This is a genomic window from Tateyamaria rhodophyticola (assembly GCF_047777875.1).
Taxonomy (GTDB): Bacteria; Pseudomonadota; Alphaproteobacteria; order Rhodobacterales; family Rhodobacteraceae; genus Tateyamaria.
Genome location: NZ_CP180519.1, coordinates 3,071,936 through 3,096,913 on the forward strand (window position 1 = coordinate 3,071,936; position 24,978 = coordinate 3,096,913).

Consider the following 24,978-nt stretch of genomic DNA (forward strand, 5'->3'; position numbering starts at 1 on the left):
CTGTGCGCCCCCGCTATCCAAGCGCTTCAGGTGAGATGTGAGGCCCCCATGACCGATACCGCAACCAATGCTGAAAGCTACCGCGTGACCGCAGACGAACTGCGTCAGTTCGTCGAACGGTTCGAGCGTTTGGAGGCCGAAAAGAAAGACATCGCGGACCAGCAAAAGGAAGTGATGGCTGAGGCAAAGGCCCGCGGCTATGACACCAAGGTGATCCGCAAGGTCATCGCCCTGCGCAAACGCGACAGCGACGATATCGCCGAAGAAGAAGCGGTGTTGGAACTCTACAAGGAAGCGTTGGGCATGTCCTAGTCACCGCCCGCCGGCGCATAGCGCAGGCGACGGATCGGCAATGCATTTTCCTCGCGGGTGAGGGCCACGCGCAAGGGTGTTCCATCCCGCCGGTCCGTGACCGAAAGCGCCGGTTCGCCCTCCCGCATATGGGCATCACCCCAATGCATGAGCGCCAGAAGCACAGGCATCAGCGCACGCCCCTTGCGTGTCAGCACATAGGCGTGCCGCGTGCGCGCGAATCCATCGCGATAGGGTTGTTTGGACGCCAGTTCATTTTCGAGCATGCGCGCCAGCCGCGCCGACAGGACCGATTTGGGAATGCCGATTTCGGCCTGAATGTCCGCAAACCGTCCAACGCCGTACATCAGCTGTCGCAGGATCAGCCATGTCCACCGGTCCGGCACCACCTCCAGCGCGCGTGCAACGCCGCAATGCTCTAGGGGAACAGGGCTCTGACGGGACGTGTCGGGTGGTGTCATGTGATCTGGGGTCCACGCATATGTCGGTCTGTAGACCGAACCTAGATCAAGACGCCGCGCAAAACCACCAGTATCCGTCACTGCACGCGCCGCACCGGCGTTACGGGGAAATCACCGTGACCCCGGGGATGCGCGCAACAGACAGCACGTCTTCCTCATAGATGTCGGTCATCGCCTCGATCGTCTCTTCGGTCCAGCCCGGCGCGTTCAATTCCTCTTCGATCTCGTCCTCGATGGCGAACTTGTCGAGGAAAGCCGCGATCACACGCCGCTTTTGCACCTCGCTCATGCCGGTATGAGAGGCGAGATAGCTGCGGAACCGCTGCATGCCTTCCTGGGTCATGATGTCCGACAACAGATCGAACCCGCCCGCGATCTTTTCGCCATGCTCCAGCCCGCCCATCTCGCGGATGATCTGGGCCCAGATCAGGGGCATGTCTTCAAAGCACCATGTGGTGATCGGGATCTCGGGCGCGGCCTCACGGATGGCGGTAAACGTGTCGGACCACCGAATGGCATACGGATCGCGCGCGCGCAGGAACGTGTTCATATCCTCTTGCGGCGCTTGCTCGAACAGGGCGGGCAACAGGGTGGCCGGGTTGCGCATGGCGAAAAAGAGCTCAACCTCGTCCGTTGGGAACAGCGTGGCAATCTGCGCCATCCGTTCGGGGGCGAGACAGTACATCATACCGTCCCGCACAACGGAGCGTGGCGCGCCAAACAGGAACACATGGCTCATCAGGATACGGTCGGCGTCTTCGTCATCGAGGATCGCATCCAGCAACACCTCGCGCGCGTCGGGCGCGGGCGGAGCGTCGAGCATCGCCAAAGTCGTGTCCCTGAGCAGGCCACGATACTTCCCCGGACCCGGCACCGCGACGCCGCGTTTGGAGAAGGTTCCCTTGTTGTTGAGCAGACAGCGCAGCAACCGATCTTCCTCGGTGAAATGTGCGCCAGCATGTAAAACCAGTTGCATCGCGGAAGAGGGGCCTCGCCGTCATGTTTCCGGCGTGCAGGTATAGCTGAAAATTCACGAGATAAAACCTCTGAACAGGTGTCAAAACGATCTTGCGTCCGGATGAATCAGCAATTAGACGTACGCCGCAACGCCCCTATAGCTCAGCTGGTAGAGCAACTGATTTGTAATCAGTAGGTCCGCGGTTCGAGTCCGTGTGGGGGCACCACCTTACCAAAATTGCTTTGAATGCGTGAGTGAGCCGTGGCGCTCGCGGCGTTGCGTGGCCTGCCCTTGCGCAAGGCGGGGCGGTGGTGTCCAATTGTGCGAACACAGGCAAAGGAAACCAATATGGCGGGACCGCTTTCTGCGCTGCGGGTGGTGGAATTCGCAGGGCTGGGACCTGCGCCGCTGGCGGGGCAATTGCTGGCGGATCTGGGGGCATCGGTCACGGTAATCGACCGCGCCAGCGCACCATGTGACCGGGCGGATGTGAACCGCCGGGGCAAGCGATCCATTGCGCTCAATCTCAAAACCGACGGCGGCCTTGCTGTGGCGCGCGCGCTGATCGCGCAGGCGGACATGGTGATCGAAGGATTTCGGCCGGGCGTCATGGAACGGCTCGGCCTTGGGCCGGACGCATGCCCGGAGACACTCATTTACGGGCGGATCACAGGGTGGGGACAGACTGGTCCGCTGGCGTCGCGTGCGGGGCATGACCTCACCTATCTTGCAGTCTCTGGTGCGCTCGGGATGATGGGCGCGCCGGATTGTCCCCCTGTGCCGCCCTTGAACCTTGTCGCGGATTACGGTGGCGGTACGATGTTCCTGATCTTTGGCCTGCTGGCCGCGCTTGCGGAGCGGGGGCACACCGGCAAGGGGCAGGTCGTGGATGCCGCGATGGTCGACGGTGTGCCCGCGATGATGGGGTTGCTGCACGGCATGATGGCGCAAGGGCGCTGGAGCACCGCGCGCGGGACAAACTGGCTCGATGGCGGGGCCCCGTTTTATCGCTGTTATACCTGCAGCGACGGGCTCTATGTGGCCGTGGGCGCGTTGGAGCCGCAATTCTATGCCGCGCTTCTGGAGGGGCTGGACCTGGATGCCGCTGCGTTGCCGGATCAGAACGATCAGGCGCATTGGCCTGAAATGCACGCCCGGTTTGAGGCCGCGTTTGCCACGCGGACGCGCGACGCTTGGGCCGCGCACTTTGAGCAGACGGATGCGTGTGTCGCGCCGGTCCTGAGCGTGGCGGAGGCGGCGCAACATCCGCATATGGCCGCGCGCGCGAGTTATGTCCGGCAGGACGGCGTGCTGCAATCCGCACCTGCGCCGCGTTTTTCCGGCGGCCCGGCCCCGACGCCAACCGCGCCACAGGCACCCGGCGCACACACGCACGCGATTCTCAAAGCGCTGGGCCATGACGACGCCTCCATCGTCAATTTGCAGGCCAGCGGAGCGCTGACATGAAGGTGGTCATCGTTGGCGGCGGGATTGGCGGTCTGGCCGCTGCGGTGGCCTGTGCGTTGCGCGGGCTGGAGGTGACGGTTCTAGAGCAGGCGCCGGAGCTTGGCGAAGTGGGGGCCGGGTTGCAGATTTCGCCCAACGGGTGGCGCGTGCTCGAGGCGATGGGGGTGGCGCCGCTCCTGCGCGATACGGTGTTTGAGCCCGAGGCCATCGAGATGCGGATCGGGCAGACGGGGCGCAGTGTGTTTCGCCTGCCCATGCGCGGCTATGCGACAACGCGGTGGGGCGCGCCGTTCATGCATGTGCACCGCGCCGATCTGGCGGAGGCTTTGGTCGCGCGGCTCGGCGCGCTGTCGCCGGGTGCGGTGCGCACGGGGCAAAGCGTCGAAGGATACGTCGCGGACGGTCCTGCCGTGCGGTTGCAGGACGGGACAGAGATCGCAGGCGACGTTGTGATCGGCGCGGACGGTCTGCATTCGGTGATCCGGCGCCAGATGCTGGGCCCGGATGCGCCACGCTATACCGGCAATGTCGCATGGCGCGCCGTGGTGCCGATTGCAGCGCTTGGCAACACCGCGCCACCGCCCACCGCCTGCGTATGGGTCGGGGACAAACGGCACGCGGTCACAACACGCCTGCGCGGCGGCACGCTGGCCAATTTCGTGGGCATGGTGGAACAGGCCGAACCCGCGCCCGAAGACTGGCGCAGCACCGGCGACAGCGCGCAGGTTGCGGCGGATTTCGCAGGCTGGGATCCCGCAATCTCCGATCTGATCGCTGCGGCCCCGGTAATCCATCGCTGGGCGCTTTTTGACCGCGCGCCACTGCCCCGCTGGCATCAGAACCGGATTGTCCTGTTGGGCGATGCGGCGCATCCGATGCTGCCGTCGATGGCGCAAGGTGCTGTGCAGGCGTTGGAGGATGCGTGGTGTCTGGCTGCACTTTTGGCCACAGACCCCGTCGAACAGGCATTGCCCAAATATTTTGACATGCGCATCGCGCGCACGGCGCGGGTGCAACGCGGGTCCGCCGCGAATGCGCGGATGTTCCACCACGCCTCCGCCCTGGGGCAGCATGTCGTGTATGGACCGATGGGGATCGGGGCGCGGTGGGTGCCAGAGCTGATCCACCGGCGGCAAGACTGGGTCTATGGCTATGACATCACGCAGATGGTGCCGCCACATCCGTCGGCGTGACTGCGGCGCGGAAGGCGCCGGGGGTCTGGCCCGTCCATGCCTGAAATGCGCGGTAGAATGAGTTCGGGTCGCGGTAGGCGAGCAGAAAACTGATTTCGTCGATGTTGAGGTCGCTGGCACTGAGGTATTGCCGGGCAAGCGCTTCGCGGGCGCTGTTCAATTCCAGCTGATAGGTGGTGCCGTCCTGTTTGAGGTGGCGTTGCAGGCTGCGCGCGCTGATTGCCAGCCGTTGCGCGGCATCGCCGACATTGGATTGCCCGGCGGGCAGCATCTCTGTCAGGGCGACACGCAGGCGTGCGGTGACGGTTGTTTCGGTTTTCTGCTGGCTGATCTGGCGCCGAAATCCGGGTTCAAGCTGCGCCCAGTAATCCGCATTGGATGACAGGAGCGGCCGGTCTGCGACCGCGGCAGGCAGGGTCAGGGTCGTGACCGGCCCAAGGGTGATCGGACATCCGATGAATTCGGACACCTCGCTCAGGCACGCGACGGGGTGTACAAGCGTTGCTGCGCGCGCCTGCGCGGCCTGGCCGGTGCAGATGCGGATCGCCTCCATCAAGAAGACCAGTTCGGTGGCGGCAAAACTGGCGGGCAGGGGGATGTCCGCCACGTTCGACGTCTTGGTCACCACAAGATCCCCCGCGCCCGTCCGGTGCAGCGCCAGCCGCAATGGGCCGGTGAGGGGTTTGAAAAGCGCGAGCCGCTCGAGTCCGACCACCACCGTGGGGCTGCAGGTAAAGGCGAAAAAGGCGGGGTTGAAGGGCCCGCGGGCATAGGCCTGCCCGATCATCAGGGGGATGTCCGGGCGGTTCACCTCTGCCATCATCGCGTCCCATCCGGCAAAGTAATCCGCCGGTGTGACGCCACGCGTGTCCGCTTCGAAAAAGTCCGCAGGTCGCCCCATCCGGCGCAGCACCGCGCCCGTGTCGATGTTCAGAAGCCCGCACAATTGTTCAAATGTGCGGGCCACCTTGTAGCGGATGTTCTGATCTTTGCCCATGTCGTCACTGTGCAGAGACGGCGCAGGATGCACCAGTGGGGTGGCGCGATCTGTTAATCACATGGCGTGATCTGCAAGTCAGCGCGCGGCGGCGGCCTTCACCACATTGCCCAGGGTCGTGGCGATTTCATCGATGGATCCCATCGCGCCCACCCGTTCCAGCACATCCTGCCCGGCGTAATACGTGATCAGCGGCGCGGTCTGCGCGTGATAGGCTTCGAGCCGGGTGGACACCGCCTCAACGGTGTCATCGGCGCGCCGCTTCATCTCGGTGCCGCCGCATTTGTCACAGACGCCTTCGACGGTGGGTCGTTTGAAGCGGTCGTGGTAGCCCTCGCCGCAATTGCCACAGGTGTAGCGGCCCGCGATGCGGTGCACCATGGCGGCATCGTCCACCTCGAGGCTGATGGCGGCATTGATGCGCTGGCCCGTCTCTTGCAGCATCGCGTCCAGCGCTTCGGCCTGCACCGTGGTGCGTGGAAACCCGTCAAGGATCACGCCGCCGGTGCAGTCAGGCTGGGCCAGCCGGTCGCGCAGGATCGCGATGACGATGTCGTCGCTCACCAGCCCGCCGGATTTCATGACCGCATCCGCGGCCTGGCCCGCCTCGGTCCCCGCAGCCACAGCGGCGCGCAGCAGATCGCCGGTGGACAGCTGCACATAGCCAAAGCGTTCTTCGAGCATCCGGGCCTGCGTGCCCTTGCCGGCCCCCGGAGGGCCCAGAAGGATCAGTACGGGACACGTGGCGGGGGTGCGTGCACCGTCCATCATCACGCGTCCTGCCGGTTCATGCGGTTTTCGATCAGGTCATCGACCACGGACGGATCGGCAAGCGTCGAGGTGTCGCCCAACGCGCCAAAATCATCCTCGGCGATCTTGCGAAGGATGCGGCGCATGATCTTGCCCGAGCGGGTCTTGGGCAGGCCGGGGGCCCACTGGATCAGGTCGGGCGAGGCGATGGGGCCGATTTCCGTCCGCACCCATGTGCGCAGCTCCTTGCGCAGCTCTTCGGAGGGCTCTTCGCCGTTCATCAATGTGACATAGCAATAGATGCCTTGTCCTTTGATATCATGGGGATAGCCCACCACGGCGGCTTCGGCGACCTTGCCATGTGCGACCAGTGCGCTTTCCACCTCGGCGGTGCCCATGCGGTGGCCCGACACGTTGATCACGTCGTCGACGCGGCCGGTGATCCAGTAATCGCCATCCTCGTCCCGGCGACATCCGTCCCCGGTGAAGTAGTAGCCTTTGTAATCGCTGAAATACGTCTTTTCGAACCGCTCATGATCGCCCCAGACGGTGCGCATCTGGCCGGGCCAGCTGTCGGCGATGACCAGAACACCCTCGACCCCGTTGCCGTCGATGATCTCACCGGAGGCCGGTTCCAGAACCAACGGCTGAACGCCAAAGAACGGCTTCATCGCAGCGCCGGGCTTGGTGGGATGCGCGCCGGGCAGGGGGGTCATCAGGTGACCGCCGGTTTCGGTCTGCCACCACGTGTCCACGATGGGGCAACGTCCGCCGCCCACCACGTCATTGTACCAGTTCCACGCCTCGGGATTGATCGGCTCGCCCACGGTGCCGAGCAGCTTGAGCGAGGACAGATCGGCCTTGGCCACCGGGTCATTGCCATGGGCCATCAACGCGCGGATGGCGGTGGGCGCGGTGTAGAACTGCGCCACTTTGTGTTTTTCGCAGACCTGCCAGAACCGCGAGGCGTCCGGATAGGTGGGCACACCCTCGAACATCAGCGTGGTCGCGCCGTTGGCCAGCGGGCCATAGACGATATAGCTGTGGCCCGTGACCCAGCCGACATCCGCCGTGCACCAGTAGACGTCGCCATCGTGATAATCGAACGTGATCTCGTGCGTGAGCGCGGCATAGACCAGATAGCCGCCGGTGGTGTGCACCACGCCCTTGGGCTGCCCTGTGGAGCCAGAGGTGTAGAGGATGAACAGAGGGTCTTCGGCACCCATCTCTTCGGGCGGGCAATCGGCGGCGGCACTCGCGCCCTCTTCGTGCAACCAGAAATCCAGGCCCTCGCGCCATGCGATCTGCTGACCGGTGCGCTTGACCACAAGGCATTTGGTGGGGTCGATCACGTTGATCAGCGCCTGGTTCACGTTGTCCTTGAGGTTGGTGACGCGGCCACCGCGCGGCGCGCCGTCTGCGGTGATCACCACCTTTGCGTCGCAGCCCGATACACGGGCCGCGAGCGCATCGGGGGAGAAGCCTGCGAACACGATGGAATGAATGGCCCCGATGCGCGCACAGGCGAGCATGGCATAGGCGGCCTCGGGGATCATGGGCAGGTAGATGACCACCCGATCCCCTTTGCCAACGCCCATCCCCTTGAGAACATTGGCCATTTTGCACGTCTCGGCGTGCAGTTGCTTGTAGGTGATATGCTGGGCGTCGTCGCTCGGATCATCCGGTTCCCAGATGATCGCGGTTTGATCACCGCGGGTTTCGAGATGGCGGTCGATGCAGTTCGCGGCGACGTTCAGCGTGCCATCGGCATACCAGTTGATCGACACGTCGCCAAAGGCATAGGACACGTCCTTGACCGTGGAATAGGGTTTGATCCAGTCGACGCGCTGCCCGTGTTCATTCCAGAACGCATCCGGGTCGTTGATCGAGGCGGCATACATGGCGTCATATTTCGCCGCGTCCACATGTGCGTTGCCTGCGAATGTGTCGCTGGGCGCATGGGTTTTGATATCGGACATGGGTTCCTCCGCTTGTCGGTCTGGCGCGTTCGTGTTCCGGAGGCGATGCGGCACCGGATGCTCCTCCTGCGTCCGGACTGCACCGGGTCCTCCTCCCGGTGGCGTGATCATACGCAATGCTGAAAAGAAAGAAATAAGACGTTGGATTATATGGGTTTTGGTGTAAATCAGTTTCCCGAATTCCGATAGGTTTGTAAATCTCGGGTGGCGGTCGGTAAATTTCTTCGTGTTTTCTGCGCGTTGCCTGTCAATGTTGCGTGACAGGTGCATCGCCGACGCGCGGCCCTGGGGGCCGGGCAGTAAGTGCAAAGCCTGGGCCGTTCATGCGACATTATGTTTCGGCGGTGGTCCCGTGTCAGGTCGCCCGCCAGAATCAACCGGCGCGTCGGGCCGTCCTGCGATCCGCTCTTGCCACGGCGAAAAACGCAGCGCACGGTGCGGACGAACAGGCCCCGGGCCGCGGGGCGCTCACCGGCAGTTGGAGACCGCACCATGTCATTGCCCACCCACATGAACGCCTTTGTTCTGCACCGCCACGGCGACATGGACGCGATGCGGTTTCACACCGATTGGCCCATGCCCGAGGTCGGGCCAGACGACGTGTTGATCCGGGTGGGCGCGTGCGGGCTTAACAACACGGACGTGAACACACGCGCGGGCTGGTATTCGAAGGCGGTCACCGACGCCACGACAAGTGACGGCCACACCGCGGTGGACGCGGACGACCCGTCATGGGGCGGCGCGCCCATCACCTTTCCGCGCATTCAGGGCGCGGATGTGGTGGGCGAGGTTGCAGCCGTCGGGGCCAATGGGGACGCGGCACTGGTGGGGCAGCGGGTCATGGCGGATTGCTGGCTGCGCGATTGGGACGATCCGATGAACCGCAACAGCACGGGGTATTTCGGCAGTGAACGCGATGGCGGCTTCGCCCAATACACCACGGCCGACCGGCGCAATGTGGCGGCGGTCAACAGCACGCTGACGGATGCGGAATTGGCGACGTTCTCCTGTTCCTACACCACCGCCGAAGGGATGTTGAACCGGGCTGACGTTGGCGAGACCGACACCGTTCTGGTGACCGGTGCATCGGGTGGCGTGGGATCGGCCCTGATCCAGCTGGCCAAGCGGCGCGGTGCCACGGTGGTGGGGCTCGCATCTGAGGCCAAACATGGAGAGATGGCCGCCCTCGGGGCGGACGCATTGCTGGGCCGTGCGCCGGACAATCTGGGTGCAGCACTGAAGGCGGCGGTGGGCCGGGACACCGTCACCGTTGTCGCGGATATCGTCGGGGGGCCATATTTCGGCACGGTGATCGACGTGCTGGCGCGCGGCGGACGCTATACCTGTTCGGGCGCAATTGCCGGGCCGATTGTCGAACTGGACCTGCGCACGTTCTATCTGCGGGACCTGACATTTACCGGATCCACTGTGGTGCCGCCGCACGTCTTCGGTGATCTTGTGCGCTATATCGAAGCCGGGCAGGTGCGCCCGCTGCTGGCCGCGACATACCCCCTGTCGGACCTGCGGACCGCACAACAGGTGTTCATAGACAAGCGCCACGTGGGCAACATTGTCGTGACCCCGTGACAGGCAGCATCCCGACCACTTGGCAGGTGCCGCCCCCCGCGCTAACGTGTCACACAAGCGGGTGGGAAACGCCCGCAATTAGGGAGAAACATCAATGAACAAATACGCTGTCGGTGCCGTTGTTGGCGCCATATCGTGCACCTTTGCGCTGGAGGCTGCGGCCACGGAATGGAATGTCTCTGTCTGGGGCAAGCGTCGCGCATTTACCGAGCACGTGGAAAAGCTGGCTGAGTTGGTCTCTGAAAAGACCAATGGCGAATTTACCATGAACATCAGCTATGGCGGCCTGTCCAAGAACCGCGAGAACCTCGATGGGATTTCCATCGGCGCGTTCGAGATGGCGCAATTCTGCGCAGGCTATCACCGCGACAAGAACCGCGTGATCACCGTGCTGGAACTGCCCTTCCTTGGGGTTGAAAACCTCGAACAGGAAGTCGCCGTTTCGGCGGCCGTCTATGCGCACCCCGCCGCCGCCGAAGAGATGGCGCAGTGGAATGCCAAGCTGCTGATGACCTCGCCCATGCCGCAATACAACCTCGTCGGCACCGGTGATCCCAAAACGTCGCTGGCCGATTTCGACGGGATGCGCGTGCGCGCCACGGGCGGTATCGGCAACGCCTTTGCCGCCGTGGGGGGCGTGCCCACATCCGTGACCGCGACCGAAGCCTATCAGGCGATGGAATCGGGCGTTGTGGACACCGTGGCCTTTGCCCAGCACGCGCACCTGTCCTTTGGCACGATCAACCAGGCCGAATGGTGGACCGCGAACCTCAACCCCGGCACGGTGAACTGCCCCGTCGTGGTCAACATCGACGCCTATGATGCGCTGTCGGATGAGCACAAGGCCGCGCTCGACAGCTCGGTGTCCGAAGCCATCGACCATTACCTCGCCAACTATGCCGAGCTGCTGGAGCGGTGGGACAGTGTGCTCGAAGAGAAGGGCGTGCAGAAGGTCGAGATCGACGACGCGGTGATCGCCGAGTTCCGGTCCGCAGCTGCAGACCCGATCCGCGACGCGTGGATTGCAGACATGGAAGCGCAAGGCCTGCCCGGCCAGGAGCTTTATGACCTGGTGGTCAAGACGCTGGCCGACGCCAAGGGCGGCAGCTGAGCCCGTGACGTGGGGTGGGCAGATTGCCCACCCTACACACCCACATGCCGCGCGTAGGGTGGGCAATCTGCCCACCTGACCTTACGGACAACACAAGGAACGGCCATGGCAGGTGCAGCTTTGGTGCTGGAGGATTCCAGCCTTCTCAGCAGGCTTGATCGCGGGCTTTTGCCCATTGAACGGGTCATGGCACTGCTCAGCGGCATTGCCGCCTTTTCGCTCATGTTCCTGGCGGTCTATTCGGTGGGCGGGCGCGAGTTCTTCGAATCTCCGCTGCTGGGCTATGTCGATCTGATCGAGATGCTGATGCCGCTCATCGCGATCATGGGCGTCTCCTTTGTCCAGCGCAACGGCGGGCATATCCGCATGGACATCATCGTGGGCGCCATGCGCGGGCGTCTGTTGTGGCTGGTCGAGCTGATCATGGTGTTGCTCATCCTGTTCCTCATCACCTTTCTGGTGTGGGGGGCATGGGCGCATTTCGACCGCTCCTTTGACTGTGCGCGGCCCTTGTGTTCCCGTGACAGTTCCATCGACATCTCACTGCCCATCTGGCCCTCGAAACTGATCGTGCCGGTGGCCTTTGCCGTGCTGGCCGCACGTCTCGTTTTGCAGGCGGTAGGCTATGCCCGCGCCTTCTGGCTGGGGCTCGAAAACCCGGTCGCCGTGCCCATGATCCAGAGCGTGGCCGAACAGGCCCGCGCCGAAGCCGAAGCGCTGGACGGAGCAGACTGATGGAGCCGATCACGATTGGCCTGTGGACCACAGGCGGCATGCTGGTTCTGGTGTTTCTGGGCATGCGCGTGGCCTTCGCGGCGGGGCTTGCAGGCTTTGTGGGCCTCGTGTGGCTGCGCTGGAACGGGTTCGACTATGATCCCGCGCGCCTCGGCAAGGCGGTCGAGATCAGTGCCAAGGTCGCAGGCCAGGTGCCGCATTCCAAAGTGTCGGCGCAGGCGCTGTCACTGATCCCGACCTTCATCCTGATCGGATACCTCGCCTATTATGCCAAACTGACCACCGCGCTCTTTGAGGCAGCCAAGAAGTGGATCGCATGGGTGCCCGGCGGTCTTGCCGTGTCGACCGTATTCGCCACCGCCGGCTTTGCGGCCGTCTCGGGCGCGTCGGTGGCCACGGCGGCCGTATTCGCCCGCATCGCCATCCCCGAAATGCTCAAGATCGGCTATAACAAGCAGTTCGCAGCAGGCGTGGTGGCCGCCGGTGGAACACTCGCCTCGCTCATCCCACCCTCCGCAATCCTCGTGATCTATGCCATCATCGTGGAACAGGACGTGGGCAAGCTGCTGCTCGCAGGGTTCATCCCTGGCATGTTCTCGGCACTGGTCTATGCCGCGCTGATCATCGGCCTCGCGCTCACCTTCAAGAATATCGGCCCGCCCGTGGGTGGCTTTACCTGGGGCGAACGCATCACTGCCCTGCTGCCCGCACTGCCCATCGTCGCAGTGGTCGTGATCATCATCTTCTTCGTCTACAATCCCTTTGGCGACGCCTGGGGCACACCCACCGAAGGCGGCGCGGTGGGGGCCTTCATCGTCTTCTGCATGGCGCTCTACCGCGGCATGCGCTGGCCCGCACTCAAGGACGCGCTCATTGAGACCGCCAAGCTCACGGTCATGATCTTCACCATCATCTGGGGCGTGCTGATCTATGTCCGGTTCCTGGGCTTTGCCGACCTGCCGGGCGCGTTCTCCGACTGGATCACGTCACTCACCGTGTCGCCCATGCTGATCCTGATCTGCATCCTGCTGGCCTACGCCGTGCTCGGCATGTTCATGGACGCCATCGGCATGCTGCTCCTGACCCTGCCGGTCGTCTACCCCGCCGTCATGGCGCTGAACGGGGGCGAGTTCGTGTCCGCCGCCGACAGCACTTTCGGCATGTCGGGACCGATGTGCGCGATCTGGTTCGGCATCCTGGTGGTCAAAATGGCCGAGTTCTGCCTGATCACGCCCCCCATCGGCCTCAACTGCTTTGTGGTGGCAGGCGTGCGCGATGACCTGAGCGTGCAGGACGTGTTCAAGGGCGTGACCCCGTTCTTCATCGCAGACGGCATCACCATAGCCCTGCTGGTGGCCTTCCCCGCGATCGTGCTGTGGCTGCCGAGCCTCGCCTGACTGTCTCTGTTCCAAAAAATCCCGGGGGTCGGGGGGCTGGCCCCCGCCAACACAAACAAAACGCACCGTCAGGTCATATGGGCCAGAACCGCAGCCGTCACGGCTTGCGTCCCCATATCCCCGCCAAACTCCATGGGCCGCAACGCGTTGGCCTCAAACCCGCGCGCCACGGCCTCCTCAATCGCGAGGGCCGCGCGCTCGAACCGTGGATCATCGGCCTTGTCGCTGAGGTAATCCAGCATCAACGCCGCCGACAGGATCGCAGCCAGCGGATTGGCCTTGTCCTGCCCCATGATGTCCGGCGCGGACCCGTGCGCCGGTTGAAACAGGCCAATGTCGTCGCCGATTTCGGCACAGGCCGCCATGCCCATCCCGCCGACCAGACCGCCGGCAAGATCGCTCAGGATGTCGCCGAACATGTTTTCCATCACCATGACATCGTAATCCCAAGGCGCGCGGATCAGGTTCAGCGCCTGCGCGTCTACATACGCATAATCATGCTGCGCGCCGGGATGGTCCGCCGCCACCTCGTCAAAGATCTTGCGGAAAAACGCCATCGAGGCAAAGACATTGGCCTTGTCCACGCAAGTCACGCGTCCCGAATGCCCGCGCGCTCGGCGGCGTTCGGCAAGGCGAAAGGCAAAGCTGTGCAGTTTTTCGGTCGTAGACCGCGTGATGCGCAGCGTGTCCTGCACCTCTGTGTCGCCAATGATCTTGGCGCGTCCATGCACAGCCGCAGAGTAAAACAGCCCTTCGGTCGATTCGCGCAGGATCACCATGTCGATACCCGCGGCCCGCGGATCCGCCAGCCGTTGCGGCGCATTGGGGTAGGCCTTGACCGGGCGCACCCCGGCGTAGAGGCCGTAGCGGTCGCGCAGGCGCAGATGCGGGCTGATCTCGGTGCCGTCCGGGTGGCGCACCGACGGCAGGCCAATCGCGCCAAGAAAGATCGCATCGGACTGACCCGCCCGCTCTTCACCGCCCGGTTCGATATCGGCGCCGGTTTCGGCAAAATACCCCGCTCCGGCGGCGATTTCGGTCACCGAAAACCCGCAGCCCTGCGCCGCGCAGGCGGCGTGCGCAACGGCCATCGCAGCCTCTGCGACGTCCACCCCTATCCCGTCGCCCTTGATCAGCGCGACGTCCACGTCCTTGCCCATATCACCTCCCAATGAAATCGATACTTCGATGGATGCACGATTTTTTGCCAAATATCAATTTTTTGCGGTAGCCTTGGCAAAAAGGGAGGGTGGATGATGCAGTGGACCGTCCATGCGGTGAAATATGCCGAACGCAATGCGCGAAACCGGGGCGACAGTTTCGTCTTTGATGATCATGCCGCAGCGCCCCACGGGATGGACTATTTCGTCTGGCTCTTGGAATGCGAGGGGCGGCGGATCGTGGTCGACACCGGCTATGACGCGGGCGAGGCGGCGCGGCGCGACCGGCCCATTCTGCGCGACCCGGTCGACGCGCTGAGCGCGCTTGGCGTGGCGGCAGAGACGGTTGATACGGTCATCATCACGCATTTGCATTACGATCACGCGGGCGGGCTTGATCGCTATCCCACGGCGACGTTCCACGTGCAGGCGGCGGAAATGGCCTATGCCACCGGCCCCTGCATGTGCCACGGGGTGTTGCAGATGCCGTTCACGGCCGACCACGTCTGCGAAATGGTGCGGCATGTCTATTCGGGCCGGGTTGTGTTTCATGATGGCAGTGGTCAGGTCGCGCCCGGCGTGCGGGTGCATTGCGTCGGCGGGCATTCGCGCGGGTTGCAAGTGGTTGAGGTGGACACGGCCCATGGGCCTTTGTGCCTCGCCTCGGACGCCGCGCATTACTATGAGAATTTTCTGGCGGCCAAACCGTTTCCGATTGTCGTGGATATGCAACCCATGCTGGACGGGTTCGATACGATCCAGCGTCTGGGGCAGGGCGCGAGCCGCGTAATCCCGGGGCACGACCCGTTGGTCACGTCCATGTTCCCGGTGCATGAGAGCGTGCCGTTTGCATGGCGGCTGGATGTGGGGCCAGAGCGGCCCGTCACCCTCGATCTGGTTCAGCCGGGTTTGTAGACGCGGTTGGCCTCCGGGTCGGTCGCCTCGAATGGCAGGGCGGAAAGCGCGTCCCAGACCTCTTGCGGGATCTCCATTTCGGCCCATGCGATGGTCTGCGCCACGCGCTCGGGCTTGCTGACGCCCACAAGGGTCGAGGTGATGCGCGGATCGCGCATCGAAAATTGCAGCGCGACGGCCCCCGGCGCCACATCATGTTCGGCACAGATCGCTTCAATGGCGCGCACAGGGGCGAGGGCCGCGTTGGTGGCGTCCTGATAGGTGATGCGCGGCATCTCGGCGCTGCCCTTGGCAAGCACGCCGCCCGCATAAGGAGCCGCGTTGATGATCGCGATCCCGCGCGCATGGGCGGCGTCGAACATTGCATCGGCGGAGCGGTTCAGCAGGGTGTACCGGTTGTGGCTGATCAGCGCGTCGAACGGGTGCGCGGCCAGGATCGGCTCCATGATGTCGAGCCGTCCCATGGCGAGGCCAACAGCCTGGCACAGACCTTCATCCTTGAGCTTAAAGAGTTCGTCTATCGCACCGTTTTTGCTTGTGATTTCGTCCAGATCGCGCGCGTGTTCCGGATCGTGCAGGTGCAAGAGCGGCACGCTGTCCACGCCCAACCGGTCAAGGCTTTCCTCCAGCGATGCACGCACGCGAGCGGCATCAAAACGGCCCGTGTCCATGTCACGGTCGAGTTTGGTGGCCAGCACAAAGCCGTCCGGCAGCGCGCGGTCGCGCAACGCCTCGCCAATGCGCGCCTCGGACCGGCCAAAGCCGTAATTGTTCGACGTGTCCAGCATGTTGGCCGGACCATCCAGCACCGCGTTGACAGTCGCATGAGCGCGTTCGGCGCTGACGGAATAGCCGTAGGTGTCGGGCATGTCGCCAAGGCCCGAGCCGCCAAAGCTGAGCGGGGTCAGGCTGAGCCCGGTGTCGCCGATGGGACGCCGGTCCATCAGATCGACCCTGCGTCGACCATAAAGTTCGACGCGGTGCACATCGCCGCATCGTCAGAGGCGAGGAACACCACCATGCGCACCACATAGATCGGGTCGATCAGGTCCGGCAAGCACTGCCGGTCGCGGTGCTTTTCCAGCGCTTCGGGCGTGGCCCACAGGTCTTTTTGCCGCTCCGTCATGATCCAGCCGGGCACGACGGTGTTCACGCGGATGCGGTGATCACCCAGATCGCGCGCCATGGTGCGCGTCAGGCCGTGCACGGCGGATTTCGCGGTGGCGTAGGCGGGGAAACCGCCCCCCGCTTCCCACCATGAATTGGAGCCCACGTTGATGATCGACCCGGACCCGGCTTCGATCATGTCCGGTGCTGTGGCCTGAATGGCAAAGAACATGTGGCGCAGGTTCGTCTGCATCCGTTCGTCCCAGTATTCCGGCGTCACGTCGCGCCAGTCGTGGCGGTCGTCGCGCGCGGCATTGTTCACCAGCACCTCTGCCGGACCCAGCCGGGATTTCAGCGCCGCAACCGCCTTTTGCAGGGCGCTGATGTCGCGCAGGTCGCAGACCTCATAATCCACGGTGCCTTCGGTGTCGGCTTGCATCGCAGCACTTGCGTCGGCGTTGAAGTCGAGGAACCCGACCTTGGCCCCCTGGGCGGCAAAGGCGCGCACGGTGTCCGCGCCAATACCTGATGCGCCGCCGGTCACAAGGACGGTCTTTCCGGCAAGGGACGGGTAGGTGGCAAAATTCATCTGGTCTCTCCGATATGTTGCGGGCGTCAGCCGTCGCGTTCCATGATCCATTCGACCTCGGGCGCGGGGACAAAGCGCCAGTTGCGGCGGGGGCCTGCCATCACGTTGAGATAGTAGAGGTCGAACCCGTACGGCGCGCCGCAGGGGTGGTGGCCGCGGGGCACGCAGACAACCTCGCCATCCGACACGGCCATCGTCTCGTCCAATTGGCGGTCATCGGTATAGACGCGCTGAATGCTAAACCCGTCGGCGGGGTCGATGCGGTGGTAATACGTCTCTTCGAGGTAGGTGATGCGCGGAAAGTCATCCTCGTCATGGCGGTGGCTTGGGAAGGAGGACCAGTTGCCTGCGGGCGTGAACACTTCGGTCACCAGCAGGCTGTCGCAGTAATCCTCGCCCTCCATGGCGATGTTGTTGATGTGGCGCGTGTTGGTGCCGGTGCCGCGTGGTGTGAGCGTGATGCCATCGGGGCCGATCTTGCGCGCGGGGTGCCCGCCGTGACCGGGGGCGGAACAGACGGCGATGACGCAATCGGTCTCCGCCACAGCTTTCCAGTCGGTGCCGTTTGGCAGGTAGAGGCAGTGGGGCGGGGTTTTCTCGAACACATTCATGCGTTCGCCTAGCACGCCCCAATCCTGATCCGCGCCGGTGATCTGCGCCTTGCCCTCGACCATGACCAGAATGACCTCGCGATCCCCTGTGGCTTCGGCTGCGGTGTCGCCCGCCCTCAGGTGCCAGACGTCGAAGCCCACATAGCGCCAGCCCGCACTTTGCGGTGTGATGTTGTGGACCTTGCCCCGGGTGCCAAAGGGTTTTTTCAGCAGGTCAGGCATCGTCGCCTCCATAATTTTCGGGATCAAACAGGATGAAGAATTCCAGAATGCATATCGCGGCGAGAATGGCAAAGAATGTGGCCCAGCCCGGATTGCCCAGCCACATCTCGAACCCGCCCCAGAGCGCGATCACCAGCACCGTACCCACCCGCCGCCAGAGCGGCAGGAAGAACGGATGCTGGAGACCGAGTTTCTTGAACATGGCGTCACTTCTCCGGAATCAAGTCAGAACGCGTGCCCCGAAAGTCCAGAGAAGGCGCAGCCTGGCAGGGTTTTCGGGGCGCATGATTTTCGGAAAGTGTCATGCCACCGTCAGGCCGACTTCCTGACAGTGACCGATGATCGTCTCGAACCCTTTTTTCGAGTATTCAAAGGGCGGTGCCTTGGCGGGGTCCTGTTCGGCCTCGACCACGATCCAGCCGTCATAGTCCATGGATTTCAAGAGCTTGCTGACCGCGCCAAAGTCGATGCAGCCATCACCCGGCACGGTGAACGCGCCCGCAATCACCGCATCGAGGAAAGAGCGGTCATTCGCGCGCACGTCCTTCACGATCTCGGGGCGGATGTCCTTGTAATGCACGTGGTGGATGCGGTCGGCCCAGCGTTCCATCGTGGCCATCACGTCCCCGCCACCAAAGAGCAGGTGGCCGGTGTCAAAGCACAAATGCAGCGCGTCACCGGACCCTTCCATCAGCGCGTCCACGTCCGCTTCGGCCTCCACGATGGAGCCCATGTGGTGGTGGTAGGCCATCGGCATGCCCTGATCGGCGGACCACTTGGCCACTTCGGTCAGCTTCTTGCCATAGGCTTTCATGTCGTCGCGGGACAGGGTGGGGCGCTTGTTCACCGGAATGCCAATCTCGCCCTGAATGGTGTTGGAGCATTCGGCATAGACGATGCAGGGGGCACCCAGGTCCACGAACTGTTTGACCTGACCGGCGATGGCCTCGCATTCCTCTTTCACGGAATTGTTGAGCAGGTTGCCCGAACACCACCCCCCGCACAAGCTGAGACCCGCCGCATCCAGATAGGCGCGCAGACCGTCGGTATCGCCGGGCATCCGCTGGCCGCGTTCGACACCGGTATACCCGATCTCGCGCGATTCCTTCAGCGCCTGTTCCATGGTGTAGCCCTTGGTCAGGTCGGGCAGGTCGTCGTTCTGCCAGGCAATGGGAGAAATCCCGATACGGACGCTCATTGTTCGTTTCTTTCCTTGATCGCGGCCTCGTAAGCCACGCGTTTTTCCTGAACGGTGGGGCGTACGCTGACCTCTGGCACCGCCACTTCCCACCATGTGCCACCATATTCGGTGGAGGGGTAGGGGTCGGTGTCGATGACCACAACATAAGGCCCGCGCACATCGTGACGTTTGGCCAGCGCCTCTTCCAGTTCCGCTATGCTCGACACCTTGATTGACGTGGCCCCCATGGCTTCGGCGTGTTTGGCAAAGTCGATGGCCGATGGCGTTTCGTGCACGGCGTGGTCGAGCAGGTTGTTGAACTGTTCCCCCCCTGTGCCCATTTGCAGCCGGTTGATGCAGCCAAAGCCGCGGTTGTCGGTGATCACGACGGTGAAATCGATGCCCATCATGGCCGCCGTCGCCATTTCGGAATTCGCCATCATGTACGTGCCGTCGCCGGTAAAGCAGATCACGTCCCGGTCGGGGTCCGCCATCTTGATCCCGATGGCGCCCGCGATCTCGTAACCCATGCAGGAGAACCCGTATTCCATGTGGTAGGACATGGGCTTGCCCGCCTTCCACAGCTTGTGCAGCTCGCCCGGCATGGTGCCTGCGGCGCACATGACGGCTGTGTTGTCGTTTGCGCAGCGCTGGACCGCGCCGACCACCTGCATATCAGTGGGCAGTGCGTTGCCGTCAGGAGCGTTGGTGAGCGCGTCGACCTTGGCGAACCAGTCCGCTTTGACGGAGGCTGCGGGCGCATCGGCGGCATAGTCACCAAGCGCCGCGGTCAATTCCTCAAGCCCCACACGCGCGTCAGCCATCAGCGGCATTTGCCCATGCTTGTCGGCGTCATAGGCCTGCACGTTGAGGCCAATGGTGCTGCGTTCGGGGTTGGCAAACAGCCCCCAGGAACCGGTGGTAAAGTCCTGAAGCCGCGTGCCCACGGCCAGGATCACGTCCGCCTCGGCACAGCGGTCATTGGCAGGCTCACCGCCCGTGACGCCGATGGGTCCGAGGTTCAGCGGGTGATCCCAAGGCAGGGCGGATTTGCCCGCTTGTGTTTCGGCCACGGGGATGTTGTGGGCGGATGCAAAGGCTTGAAGCGCATCCGTTGCGCCCGAATAATGCACGCCGCCGCCCGCGACGATCACTGGTTTCTTCGCCGCCCGAAGTGTCGCAACGGCGCGCGCCAGCTCGCCCGCGTCGGGGCGCACGCGGCGTTGATACCAGACAGTCGGTTCAAAGAAGCTCTCGGGGTAATCATAGGCCATCGCTTGCGTGTCCTGACAGAACGCCAGCGTCACGGGGCCGCACATCGCGGGGTCCGTCATCGTGCGTAGCGCGCGGGGCAGGGCGGTCAGCAGGTGTTCGGGGCGGCTGATCCGGTCGAAATAGCGCGACACGGGCCGGAAACAGTCATTGGCCGACACGGTGCCGTCGGAAAAATCCTCGATCTGTTGCAGCACCGGGTCGGGGCCACGGGTGGCAAACACGTCACCGGGGATGATCAGCACAGGCAGGCGGTTGGCATGGGCCAGCGCCGCAGCCGTCACCATGTTGGTGGCCCCCGGCCCGATGGACGACGTCACCGCCATCGCGCGGCGGCGGCCCGATTGCTTGGCATAGGCAATCGCGGCATGTGCCATCGTCTGTTCATTATGACCGCGCCACGTGGGAAACCGGTCCTTCGCGCCATGCAGCGCCTCCCCCAGACCGGCCACGTTGCCATGACCGAAAATCGCCCAGATCCCGGCGAGGAATCGGTCCCCGTCTTCGTTCATCTGCGCTTCGAGATACCGCACAAGGGCCTGAGCCGCGGTCAGTCGGATAGTGCTCATGTGTGCTTCCTTTCCATAGGACAAGCAGGGACAACCGTGCGTGCACGGCCTGACAGCTGAGGGAGTGGAGGGGTTTGCATGGCGCGTCCTCCGGGGTTTTTCAGGGTGCGGCCCGGATGACCTGATGCGGTCGGACCCGGATGCCGCGGGATGTGACGGGCGCCCCTTGGTGGGGCACCCTTCGGTCTTTTAACCGATCTCGGCCAGTTCCTGTTCGAGATCGCCCATTTCGGCACCGCCCGACATGAGGCGGCGCATTTCGGTGTCCGAAATCTCTTCGGACGTGCCGTGACCAATCACCTTGCCAAGGGCAAGGAAGCTGAACCGGTCGCCCACAAGGCGCGAATGGATTTCGTTGTGGGTGATGAAGATGATCGCGATGTCACCGCGTTTGCGCACCCGCTTGATCGTTTTCAGAACGCCCATCTGCTGCTTCTGACCAAGGGCCGATGTCGGCTCGTCCAGGATCAGCACCTTGGCGCCAAAGTGGATGGCGCGCGCGATGGCCAATGTCTGACGTTGCCCGCCCGACATGGTGCCCACGGCCTGCGTCGGGTCGGAAAAGTCGATCCCGATTTTCAGCATTTCGTCATGCGCGATCTGGTTCATCTTGTCGAGGTCGAGCTGGCCAAAGCCTTTTTTCAGCTCGCGCCCCATGAAGAAGTTGCGCGTGACCGACATCAGCTGGTTCAGGGCGAGGTCCTGATACACCGTCCCGATCCCGGCGGCAGACGCATCGCGGGGGCTGCGGAACTGCACCGGCTTGCCCTCGATATAGATCTGCCCTTCGGTGGGTTGGTGCACCCCGGCCAGCGTCTTGATGAGGGTCGATTTGCCCGCACCGTTGTCGCCCAGAAGCGCGTGCACTTCGCCGGGATAGACCTCGAGGTCGACACCGCCCAGAGCCGTGAAGGGCCCGAACCGTTTGACCAGTTTTTCAACGCGGAGATACGGTTCCATTGTTATATCCCTCCCGTGATGCGTTTGCGGATGCGTTCGTTGGCGAAGACGGCGGCCAGCAGGATCGCGCCGAGGAAGACGCGGAACCATGCACCGTCAATGGCGGGGATGAAGAACACCGCATTGGCCACAAGGCCCACGGTGATTGCCCCGAACACAACGCCCAGCACGGTGCCGAACCCGCCGGTCATGAGCGTGCCGCCCACAACCGCGATGGCGATGGCAAAAAGCTCCATCAGGTTGCCTTTGGCCGCGTCCGACGTGTTGTTCTCGAACACCTGACAGGCGGCGAAGATGGTGGCGCAGAAGGCGGTGAACATGAACAGGCCGATCTTCACCTTGTTCGTGGGCACACCGTTGGCGCGCGCCGCTTCCTTGTTGTCGCCGGTGGCGTAGATCCAGTTGCCGAGCTGCGTGCGGCTGAGCACGTAATAGGCGACCAGAGCGATCAGGATGAACCACAGGAACCGCGCGTCGAACCCTTCGACCCATTGCGTGCCGCGGCGGTTGATGTTGCCGCCAAGGGTGAACCACTGGTCCGTGCGCTCGAACCCCATGTCGACAAAGCGCATGCCGATCCAGAACCACGCATCATAGAACCAACCGAACACCTCGCCGCCAAAGACCCAGGCGACCCAGCTTTCTTCCTTGTAGTCGGGCAGGCCGGACACCTGCGTGGATTGGTTGATCAGGCGAAAGGACACTTCGGTCACACCGCGCATGAAAAAGAGGAAGGCCAGCGTGACGATAAAGGAGGACAGCCCGGACCGGACCACGATGTTGCCGATGATCCAGCCCAGCGTCAGGGTCATGGCCATCGTGATCAGCAGCGCGGTCAGCGGTGTCGCCTCGCCCAAGCCAAAGGGGAGGCCCCATTTCAGCATGATGGCCATCGACATACCGGCAAAGCCGATCATCGACCCGATGGACAGGTCAAATTCGCCCGCGATCATCAACAGGGCCGCGCCAATGGCGATGATCCCATACTGCGCGATGATCTGAATGTTGTTTTTCAGGCCCAGGGCGTTGAAGGCCTTGCCATCCGATGCCCATGTCAGCGCCACGATGATCACGATCATCACGATGAACGCGCCGATTTCCGGTCTGCGAATGGTGCGTTGCAGCCACGTCTCTTGCTCTAACCGGTCGGATTCACTTCGGTCGGCCATGGTTCCCCCCTCAAAATGTCTTGGTGCATTCTTGTCTGGCAGCAGGCGGGAGTGATCCCGCCTGCGCCAAGTCCGTCAGGTGACGTCCGCGCTTAGCGGTCGATGCCTGCCAGTTCTTTCACAGCTGCCGCGTTCGACTTGTCCACAAAGCCGGGGCCCGAAGCGATGTTGTTGCCGGGCAGCAGACCTGCGTGGTTGTTGTAGAGGTGCAGGACGATGACGGGCATGTAGCCCTGCAGGCGCTGCTGCTGGTCGATGGTGAAGGACGCGCGGCCGTCTTCGATCATGTCCATCACGCCGGGCGACAGGTCAAAGCACGCCAGGTGCACGTCAGCGCCAACCGCTTCGATCGCCTTGGTAGCCGCTTCACAGACGTGGGGACCAACAGCCAGAACGCCGTCGATGCTTTCATCCGCTTCCAGAGCGGCGGCGGTCCGTGTTTCGATCTGTGCAGGGTCGTTCGACACGTCGATCTGGTTCAAATCGGCGCCCATGGCGTCAAAGTAGCCTGTGCAACGGTCGACAAGTGCGGTGTTGAACGCTTCCTGGTTGAGGCACAGACCTTTGGTCACGCCTTCTGCCTTGGCACGTGTACCGGCCGCGAAACCGGCGTCACGCTCGGGCTGGCCAACGTGCATCAGCGCGCCCAGCTCTGCCGAGGATTCCAGACCGGAGTTCATGGTCACAACCGGGATACCGTCTGCAACGGCGGCCTTGATGGCCGGGCCGAGGGCCGCGGCGTCGGGCAGCGACACGATGATGCCGTCGGGCTCGGAGGCCGCGGCAGCTTCGATCAGAGCGGCCATGCCGGCCATGTCGCCGGAGGCGTCAAAGTTGTACTCGAGCGTTGCGCCGATGGCTTCGGCGGCGTCGCGGCCACCTTTTTCAACGACGGGCCAGAACGGATCGGTACCTTGCGTGTGCGTGATCATCACGTAGCGTTCGCTGTGACCGTCGGCGAATGCCGGTGCGGCCAGTGCGGTTGCAGCTGCGAGTGCTGCGAAAACCGTCTTTTTCATCGATGTTCCTCCCTGTGAACATTCAGTTTCGTTTCGGGGCCTCTGTGGCCCCTTGTTTATCCGGCTTGTGCCGAATTCCTTTGGGTCGAATTGGCTCCGACCATGTTCTTTGTTTGCGCGTATCTCACAGCCATTTTCACGCAACATCAACAAGTTTTACGGGCTTTTTGTCCTTGACGGACCGCGTGGCGGCCTCTGCCATGGCCAGTGCCTGCACCCCGTCGTCCAGGGTGATGGGCATGGGTGTCCCGTTCTCGACCGCCGCCACGAACGCGGCCCATTCGGCCTCATATGCGGGCATGTAGCGTTCGAGGAAAAAGTAGGTGGGCTTGGCGCCGGTGACGCCCGCATTCGTGGATTTGACCACGGTGTTTTCCAGCATGTTCTGCGCCTGCAAGAGCCCGTCCGACCCGAGGATTTCGATTCGCTGGTCATAGCCATAGGCGGCGCGGCGTGAATTCTTGATCACGGCGATGCGCCCGTCCGCATAGCTGAGCGTGACGGCGGCCGTGTCCACATCTCCGGCGGCACCGATCTCGGGGTCTACGATCGAACTTCCGACCGCCATCACCGATTCCGGCGCATCCCCCATGATGAAATTGGCCATGTCGAAATCATGGATCATCATGTCGCGGAACAATCCCCCCGACACTTTGACATAGCTGACCGGCGGCGGCGCGGGGTCGAACGATGTCACCGACAACAGCTCCTCCTTGCCGATCTCGCCCGCATTGAGCGCGGTCTTGAGCGCGTTGAAGCTGGGGTCAAAGCGGCGGTTGAACCCGATCATCACAGGCTGCCCCGTGGCCGCCACTTTGTCCTGACAGGCGCGGGCGCGCGACAGGCTCAGGTCAACCGGCTTTTCGCACAGAACAGCCTTGCCCGCGGCGGTCGCCGCCTCGATGAAATCGCAATGGGTGTCGGTGGACGTGGCAATCAACACGGCGTCGATGGTGGGGTCTGCGATGATCTCTTCGCTGCTGCGCGCGGTGGCGCCATAGGCATCGGCCAGTTGCGCGGCATTGTCCGCCACAACATCCGATACCGCGGCCAGCATGCTGCCGCGATGCGCAGTGATCGCACGTGCGTGCACGGCCCCAATGCGGCCCGCGCCAAGCAACCCAACCTTCAACAAAGTGATTCCTCCCCCACCTCGTGACCGCTAACAGAGGCGCTTTTGCACCCGCGTGCAAGAAAAATTTGCACCCGCGTGCAAAATTAGTGACAAGGCCACTTTCTCCGACTTATGGTTCGGACA

General features: G+C 63.3%; 24 protein-coding genes and 1 tRNA gene. 9 read left to right on the top strand and 16 right to left on the bottom strand.

The features are described from left to right. Nucleotides 1–48 precede the first annotated feature (48 nt). Nucleotides 49–312 (top strand): DUF2312 domain-containing protein, encoded by a 264-nt coding sequence (locus tag ACERHN_RS16575; RefSeq protein WP_415920128.1) that lies wholly within the window; start codon nucleotides 49–51, stop codon nucleotides 310–312. On the opposite strand, the gene ACERHN_RS16580 is transcribed toward ACERHN_RS16575, so the two are convergent. Then, nucleotides 309–773: a winged helix-turn-helix transcriptional regulator gene (locus tag ACERHN_RS16580; RefSeq protein ID WP_415920129.1), complete on the bottom strand. Its 465-nt coding sequence runs from the start codon at nucleotides 771–773 to the stop codon at nucleotides 309–311. The two genes, ACERHN_RS16575 and ACERHN_RS16580, sit on opposite strands and share 4 nt — an antisense overlap. Before the next feature lie 100 nt (nucleotides 774–873). Beyond that, the gene (locus ACERHN_RS16585; protein WP_415920130.1) at nucleotides 874–1,749 is read right to left on the bottom strand and encodes a hypothetical protein; all 876 of its coding nucleotides are present in this window, start codon (nucleotides 1,747–1,749) and stop codon (nucleotides 874–876) included. Nucleotides 1,750–1,881: 132 nt separating this feature from the next. Here ACERHN_RS16585 and ACERHN_RS16590 point away from each other — a divergent pair. From ACERHN_RS16590 to ACERHN_RS16600, 3 genes are all read left to right on the top strand, one after another. Continuing rightward, nucleotides 1,882–1,957, top strand: a tRNA-Thr gene (locus tag ACERHN_RS16590). A 122-nt stretch (nucleotides 1,958–2,079) separates the two neighbouring features. Beyond that, entirely contained in the window at nucleotides 2,080–3,198 is a 1,119-nt protein-coding gene (locus ACERHN_RS16595; protein WP_415920131.1) for a CaiB/BaiF CoA transferase family protein, read from the top strand. Continuing rightward, nucleotides 3,195–4,391, top strand: coding sequence for an FAD-dependent monooxygenase (locus tag ACERHN_RS16600; protein WP_415920132.1), 1,197 nt, complete (start codon nucleotides 3,195–3,197; stop codon nucleotides 4,389–4,391). Before ACERHN_RS16595 ends, ACERHN_RS16600 begins: the two co-directional genes overlap by 4 nt. On the opposite strand, the gene ACERHN_RS16605 is transcribed toward ACERHN_RS16600, so the two are convergent. The 3 genes from ACERHN_RS16605 to acs all read right to left on the bottom strand — a co-directional run bounded on the left by ACERHN_RS16605 (nucleotide 4,357) and on the right by acs (nucleotide 8,117). Beyond that, nucleotides 4,357–5,388, bottom strand: a complete 1,032-nt coding sequence (locus ACERHN_RS16605) for a helix-turn-helix domain-containing protein (RefSeq protein ID WP_415920133.1) — start codon at nucleotides 5,386–5,388, stop codon at nucleotides 4,357–4,359. The two genes, ACERHN_RS16600 and ACERHN_RS16605, sit on opposite strands and share 35 nt — an antisense overlap. 78 nt (nucleotides 5,389–5,466) lie before the next feature. Then, entirely contained in the window at nucleotides 5,467–6,156 is a 690-nt protein-coding gene (locus ACERHN_RS16610) for an adenylate kinase (protein ID WP_415922756.1), read from the bottom strand. Between the two features lie 2 nt (nucleotides 6,157–6,158). Further along, nucleotides 6,159–8,117 (bottom strand): acetate--CoA ligase, encoded by a 1,959-nt coding sequence (gene acs / locus ACERHN_RS16615; protein ID WP_415920134.1) that lies wholly within the window; start codon nucleotides 8,115–8,117, stop codon nucleotides 6,159–6,161. A 510-nt stretch (nucleotides 8,118–8,627) separates the two neighbouring features. Here acs and ACERHN_RS16620 point away from each other — a divergent pair. The 4 genes from ACERHN_RS16620 (at nucleotide 8,628) to ACERHN_RS16635 (ending at nucleotide 12,947) form a co-directional block, all read left to right on the top strand. Next, the gene (locus ACERHN_RS16620; protein WP_415920135.1) at nucleotides 8,628–9,704 is read left to right on the top strand and encodes an alcohol dehydrogenase family protein; all 1,077 of its coding nucleotides are present in this window, start codon (nucleotides 8,628–8,630) and stop codon (nucleotides 9,702–9,704) included. A 94-nt stretch (nucleotides 9,705–9,798) separates the two neighbouring features. Next, entirely contained in the window at nucleotides 9,799–10,815 is a 1,017-nt protein-coding gene (locus tag ACERHN_RS16625) for a C4-dicarboxylate TRAP transporter substrate-binding protein (protein WP_415920136.1), read from the top strand. Between the two features lie 105 nt (nucleotides 10,816–10,920). Then, entirely contained in the window at nucleotides 10,921–11,550 is a 630-nt protein-coding gene (locus ACERHN_RS16630; protein ID WP_415920137.1) for a TRAP transporter small permease subunit, read from the top strand. Then, on the top strand, nucleotides 11,550–12,947 hold the full coding sequence (locus ACERHN_RS16635) for a TRAP transporter large permease (protein ID WP_415920138.1): 1,398 nt from the start codon (nucleotides 11,550–11,552) through the stop codon (nucleotides 12,945–12,947). Before ACERHN_RS16630 ends, ACERHN_RS16635 begins: the two co-directional genes overlap by 1 nt. Before the next feature lie 68 nt (nucleotides 12,948–13,015). On the opposite strand, the gene ACERHN_RS16640 is transcribed toward ACERHN_RS16635, so the two are convergent. Beyond that, nucleotides 13,016–14,107, bottom strand: coding sequence for an isocitrate/isopropylmalate dehydrogenase family protein (locus ACERHN_RS16640; protein ID WP_415920139.1), 1,092 nt, complete (start codon nucleotides 14,105–14,107; stop codon nucleotides 13,016–13,018). A gap of 93 nt (nucleotides 14,108–14,200) precedes the next feature. Here ACERHN_RS16640 and ACERHN_RS16645 point away from each other — a divergent pair, with 93 nt between their 5' ends. Next, entirely contained in the window at nucleotides 14,201–15,022 is an 822-nt protein-coding gene (locus ACERHN_RS16645; protein WP_415920140.1) for an N-acyl homoserine lactonase family protein, read from the top strand. Here the strand turns inward: ACERHN_RS16645 and ACERHN_RS16650 are convergent. From ACERHN_RS16650 to iolG, 10 genes are all read right to left on the bottom strand, one after another. Beyond that, nucleotides 15,007–15,966: an aldo/keto reductase gene (locus ACERHN_RS16650; RefSeq protein ID WP_415920141.1), complete on the bottom strand. Its 960-nt coding sequence runs from the start codon at nucleotides 15,964–15,966 to the stop codon at nucleotides 15,007–15,009. The genes ACERHN_RS16645 and ACERHN_RS16650 overlap by 16 nt on opposite strands. Further along, entirely contained in the window at nucleotides 15,966–16,718 is a 753-nt protein-coding gene (locus ACERHN_RS16655; protein WP_415920142.1) for an SDR family NAD(P)-dependent oxidoreductase, read from the bottom strand. Before ACERHN_RS16655 ends, ACERHN_RS16650 begins: the two co-directional genes overlap by 1 nt. A 26-nt stretch (nucleotides 16,719–16,744) precedes the next feature. Then, nucleotides 16,745–17,551: a 5-deoxy-glucuronate isomerase gene (gene iolB, locus ACERHN_RS16660; RefSeq protein WP_415920143.1), complete on the bottom strand. Its 807-nt coding sequence runs from the start codon at nucleotides 17,549–17,551 to the stop codon at nucleotides 16,745–16,747. Continuing rightward, nucleotides 17,544–17,753 (bottom strand): hypothetical protein, encoded by a 210-nt coding sequence (locus tag ACERHN_RS16665; RefSeq protein ID WP_415920144.1) that lies wholly within the window; start codon nucleotides 17,751–17,753, stop codon nucleotides 17,544–17,546. Before ACERHN_RS16665 ends, iolB begins: the two co-directional genes overlap by 8 nt. Before the next feature lie 99 nt (nucleotides 17,754–17,852). Further along, on the bottom strand, nucleotides 17,853–18,749 hold the full coding sequence (iolE, locus tag ACERHN_RS16670) for a myo-inosose-2 dehydratase (RefSeq protein ID WP_415920145.1): 897 nt from the start codon (nucleotides 18,747–18,749) through the stop codon (nucleotides 17,853–17,855). Beyond that, nucleotides 18,746–20,572: a 3D-(3,5/4)-trihydroxycyclohexane-1,2-dione acylhydrolase (decyclizing) gene (iolD, locus tag ACERHN_RS16675; protein WP_415920146.1), complete on the bottom strand. Its 1,827-nt coding sequence runs from the start codon at nucleotides 20,570–20,572 to the stop codon at nucleotides 18,746–18,748. Before iolD ends, iolE begins: the two co-directional genes overlap by 4 nt. Before the next feature lie 189 nt (nucleotides 20,573–20,761). After that, nucleotides 20,762–21,532, bottom strand: a complete 771-nt coding sequence (locus ACERHN_RS16680; protein WP_415920147.1) for an ATP-binding cassette domain-containing protein — start codon at nucleotides 21,530–21,532, stop codon at nucleotides 20,762–20,764. Nucleotides 21,533–21,534: 2 nt separating this feature from the next. Continuing rightward, complete coding sequence (locus ACERHN_RS16685) at nucleotides 21,535–22,701, bottom strand: ABC transporter permease (protein WP_415920148.1); 1,167 nt, start codon at nucleotides 22,699–22,701, stop codon at nucleotides 21,535–21,537. A gap of 92 nt (nucleotides 22,702–22,793) precedes the next feature. Then, nucleotides 22,794–23,720, bottom strand: a complete 927-nt coding sequence (locus ACERHN_RS16690) for a sugar ABC transporter substrate-binding protein (RefSeq protein ID WP_415920149.1) — start codon at nucleotides 23,718–23,720, stop codon at nucleotides 22,794–22,796. A gap of 136 nt (nucleotides 23,721–23,856) precedes the next feature. Beyond that, nucleotides 23,857–24,855 (bottom strand): inositol 2-dehydrogenase, encoded by a 999-nt coding sequence (gene iolG, locus ACERHN_RS16695; RefSeq protein ID WP_415920150.1) that lies wholly within the window; start codon nucleotides 24,853–24,855, stop codon nucleotides 23,857–23,859. Nucleotides 24,856–24,978: the final 123 nt, after the last annotated feature.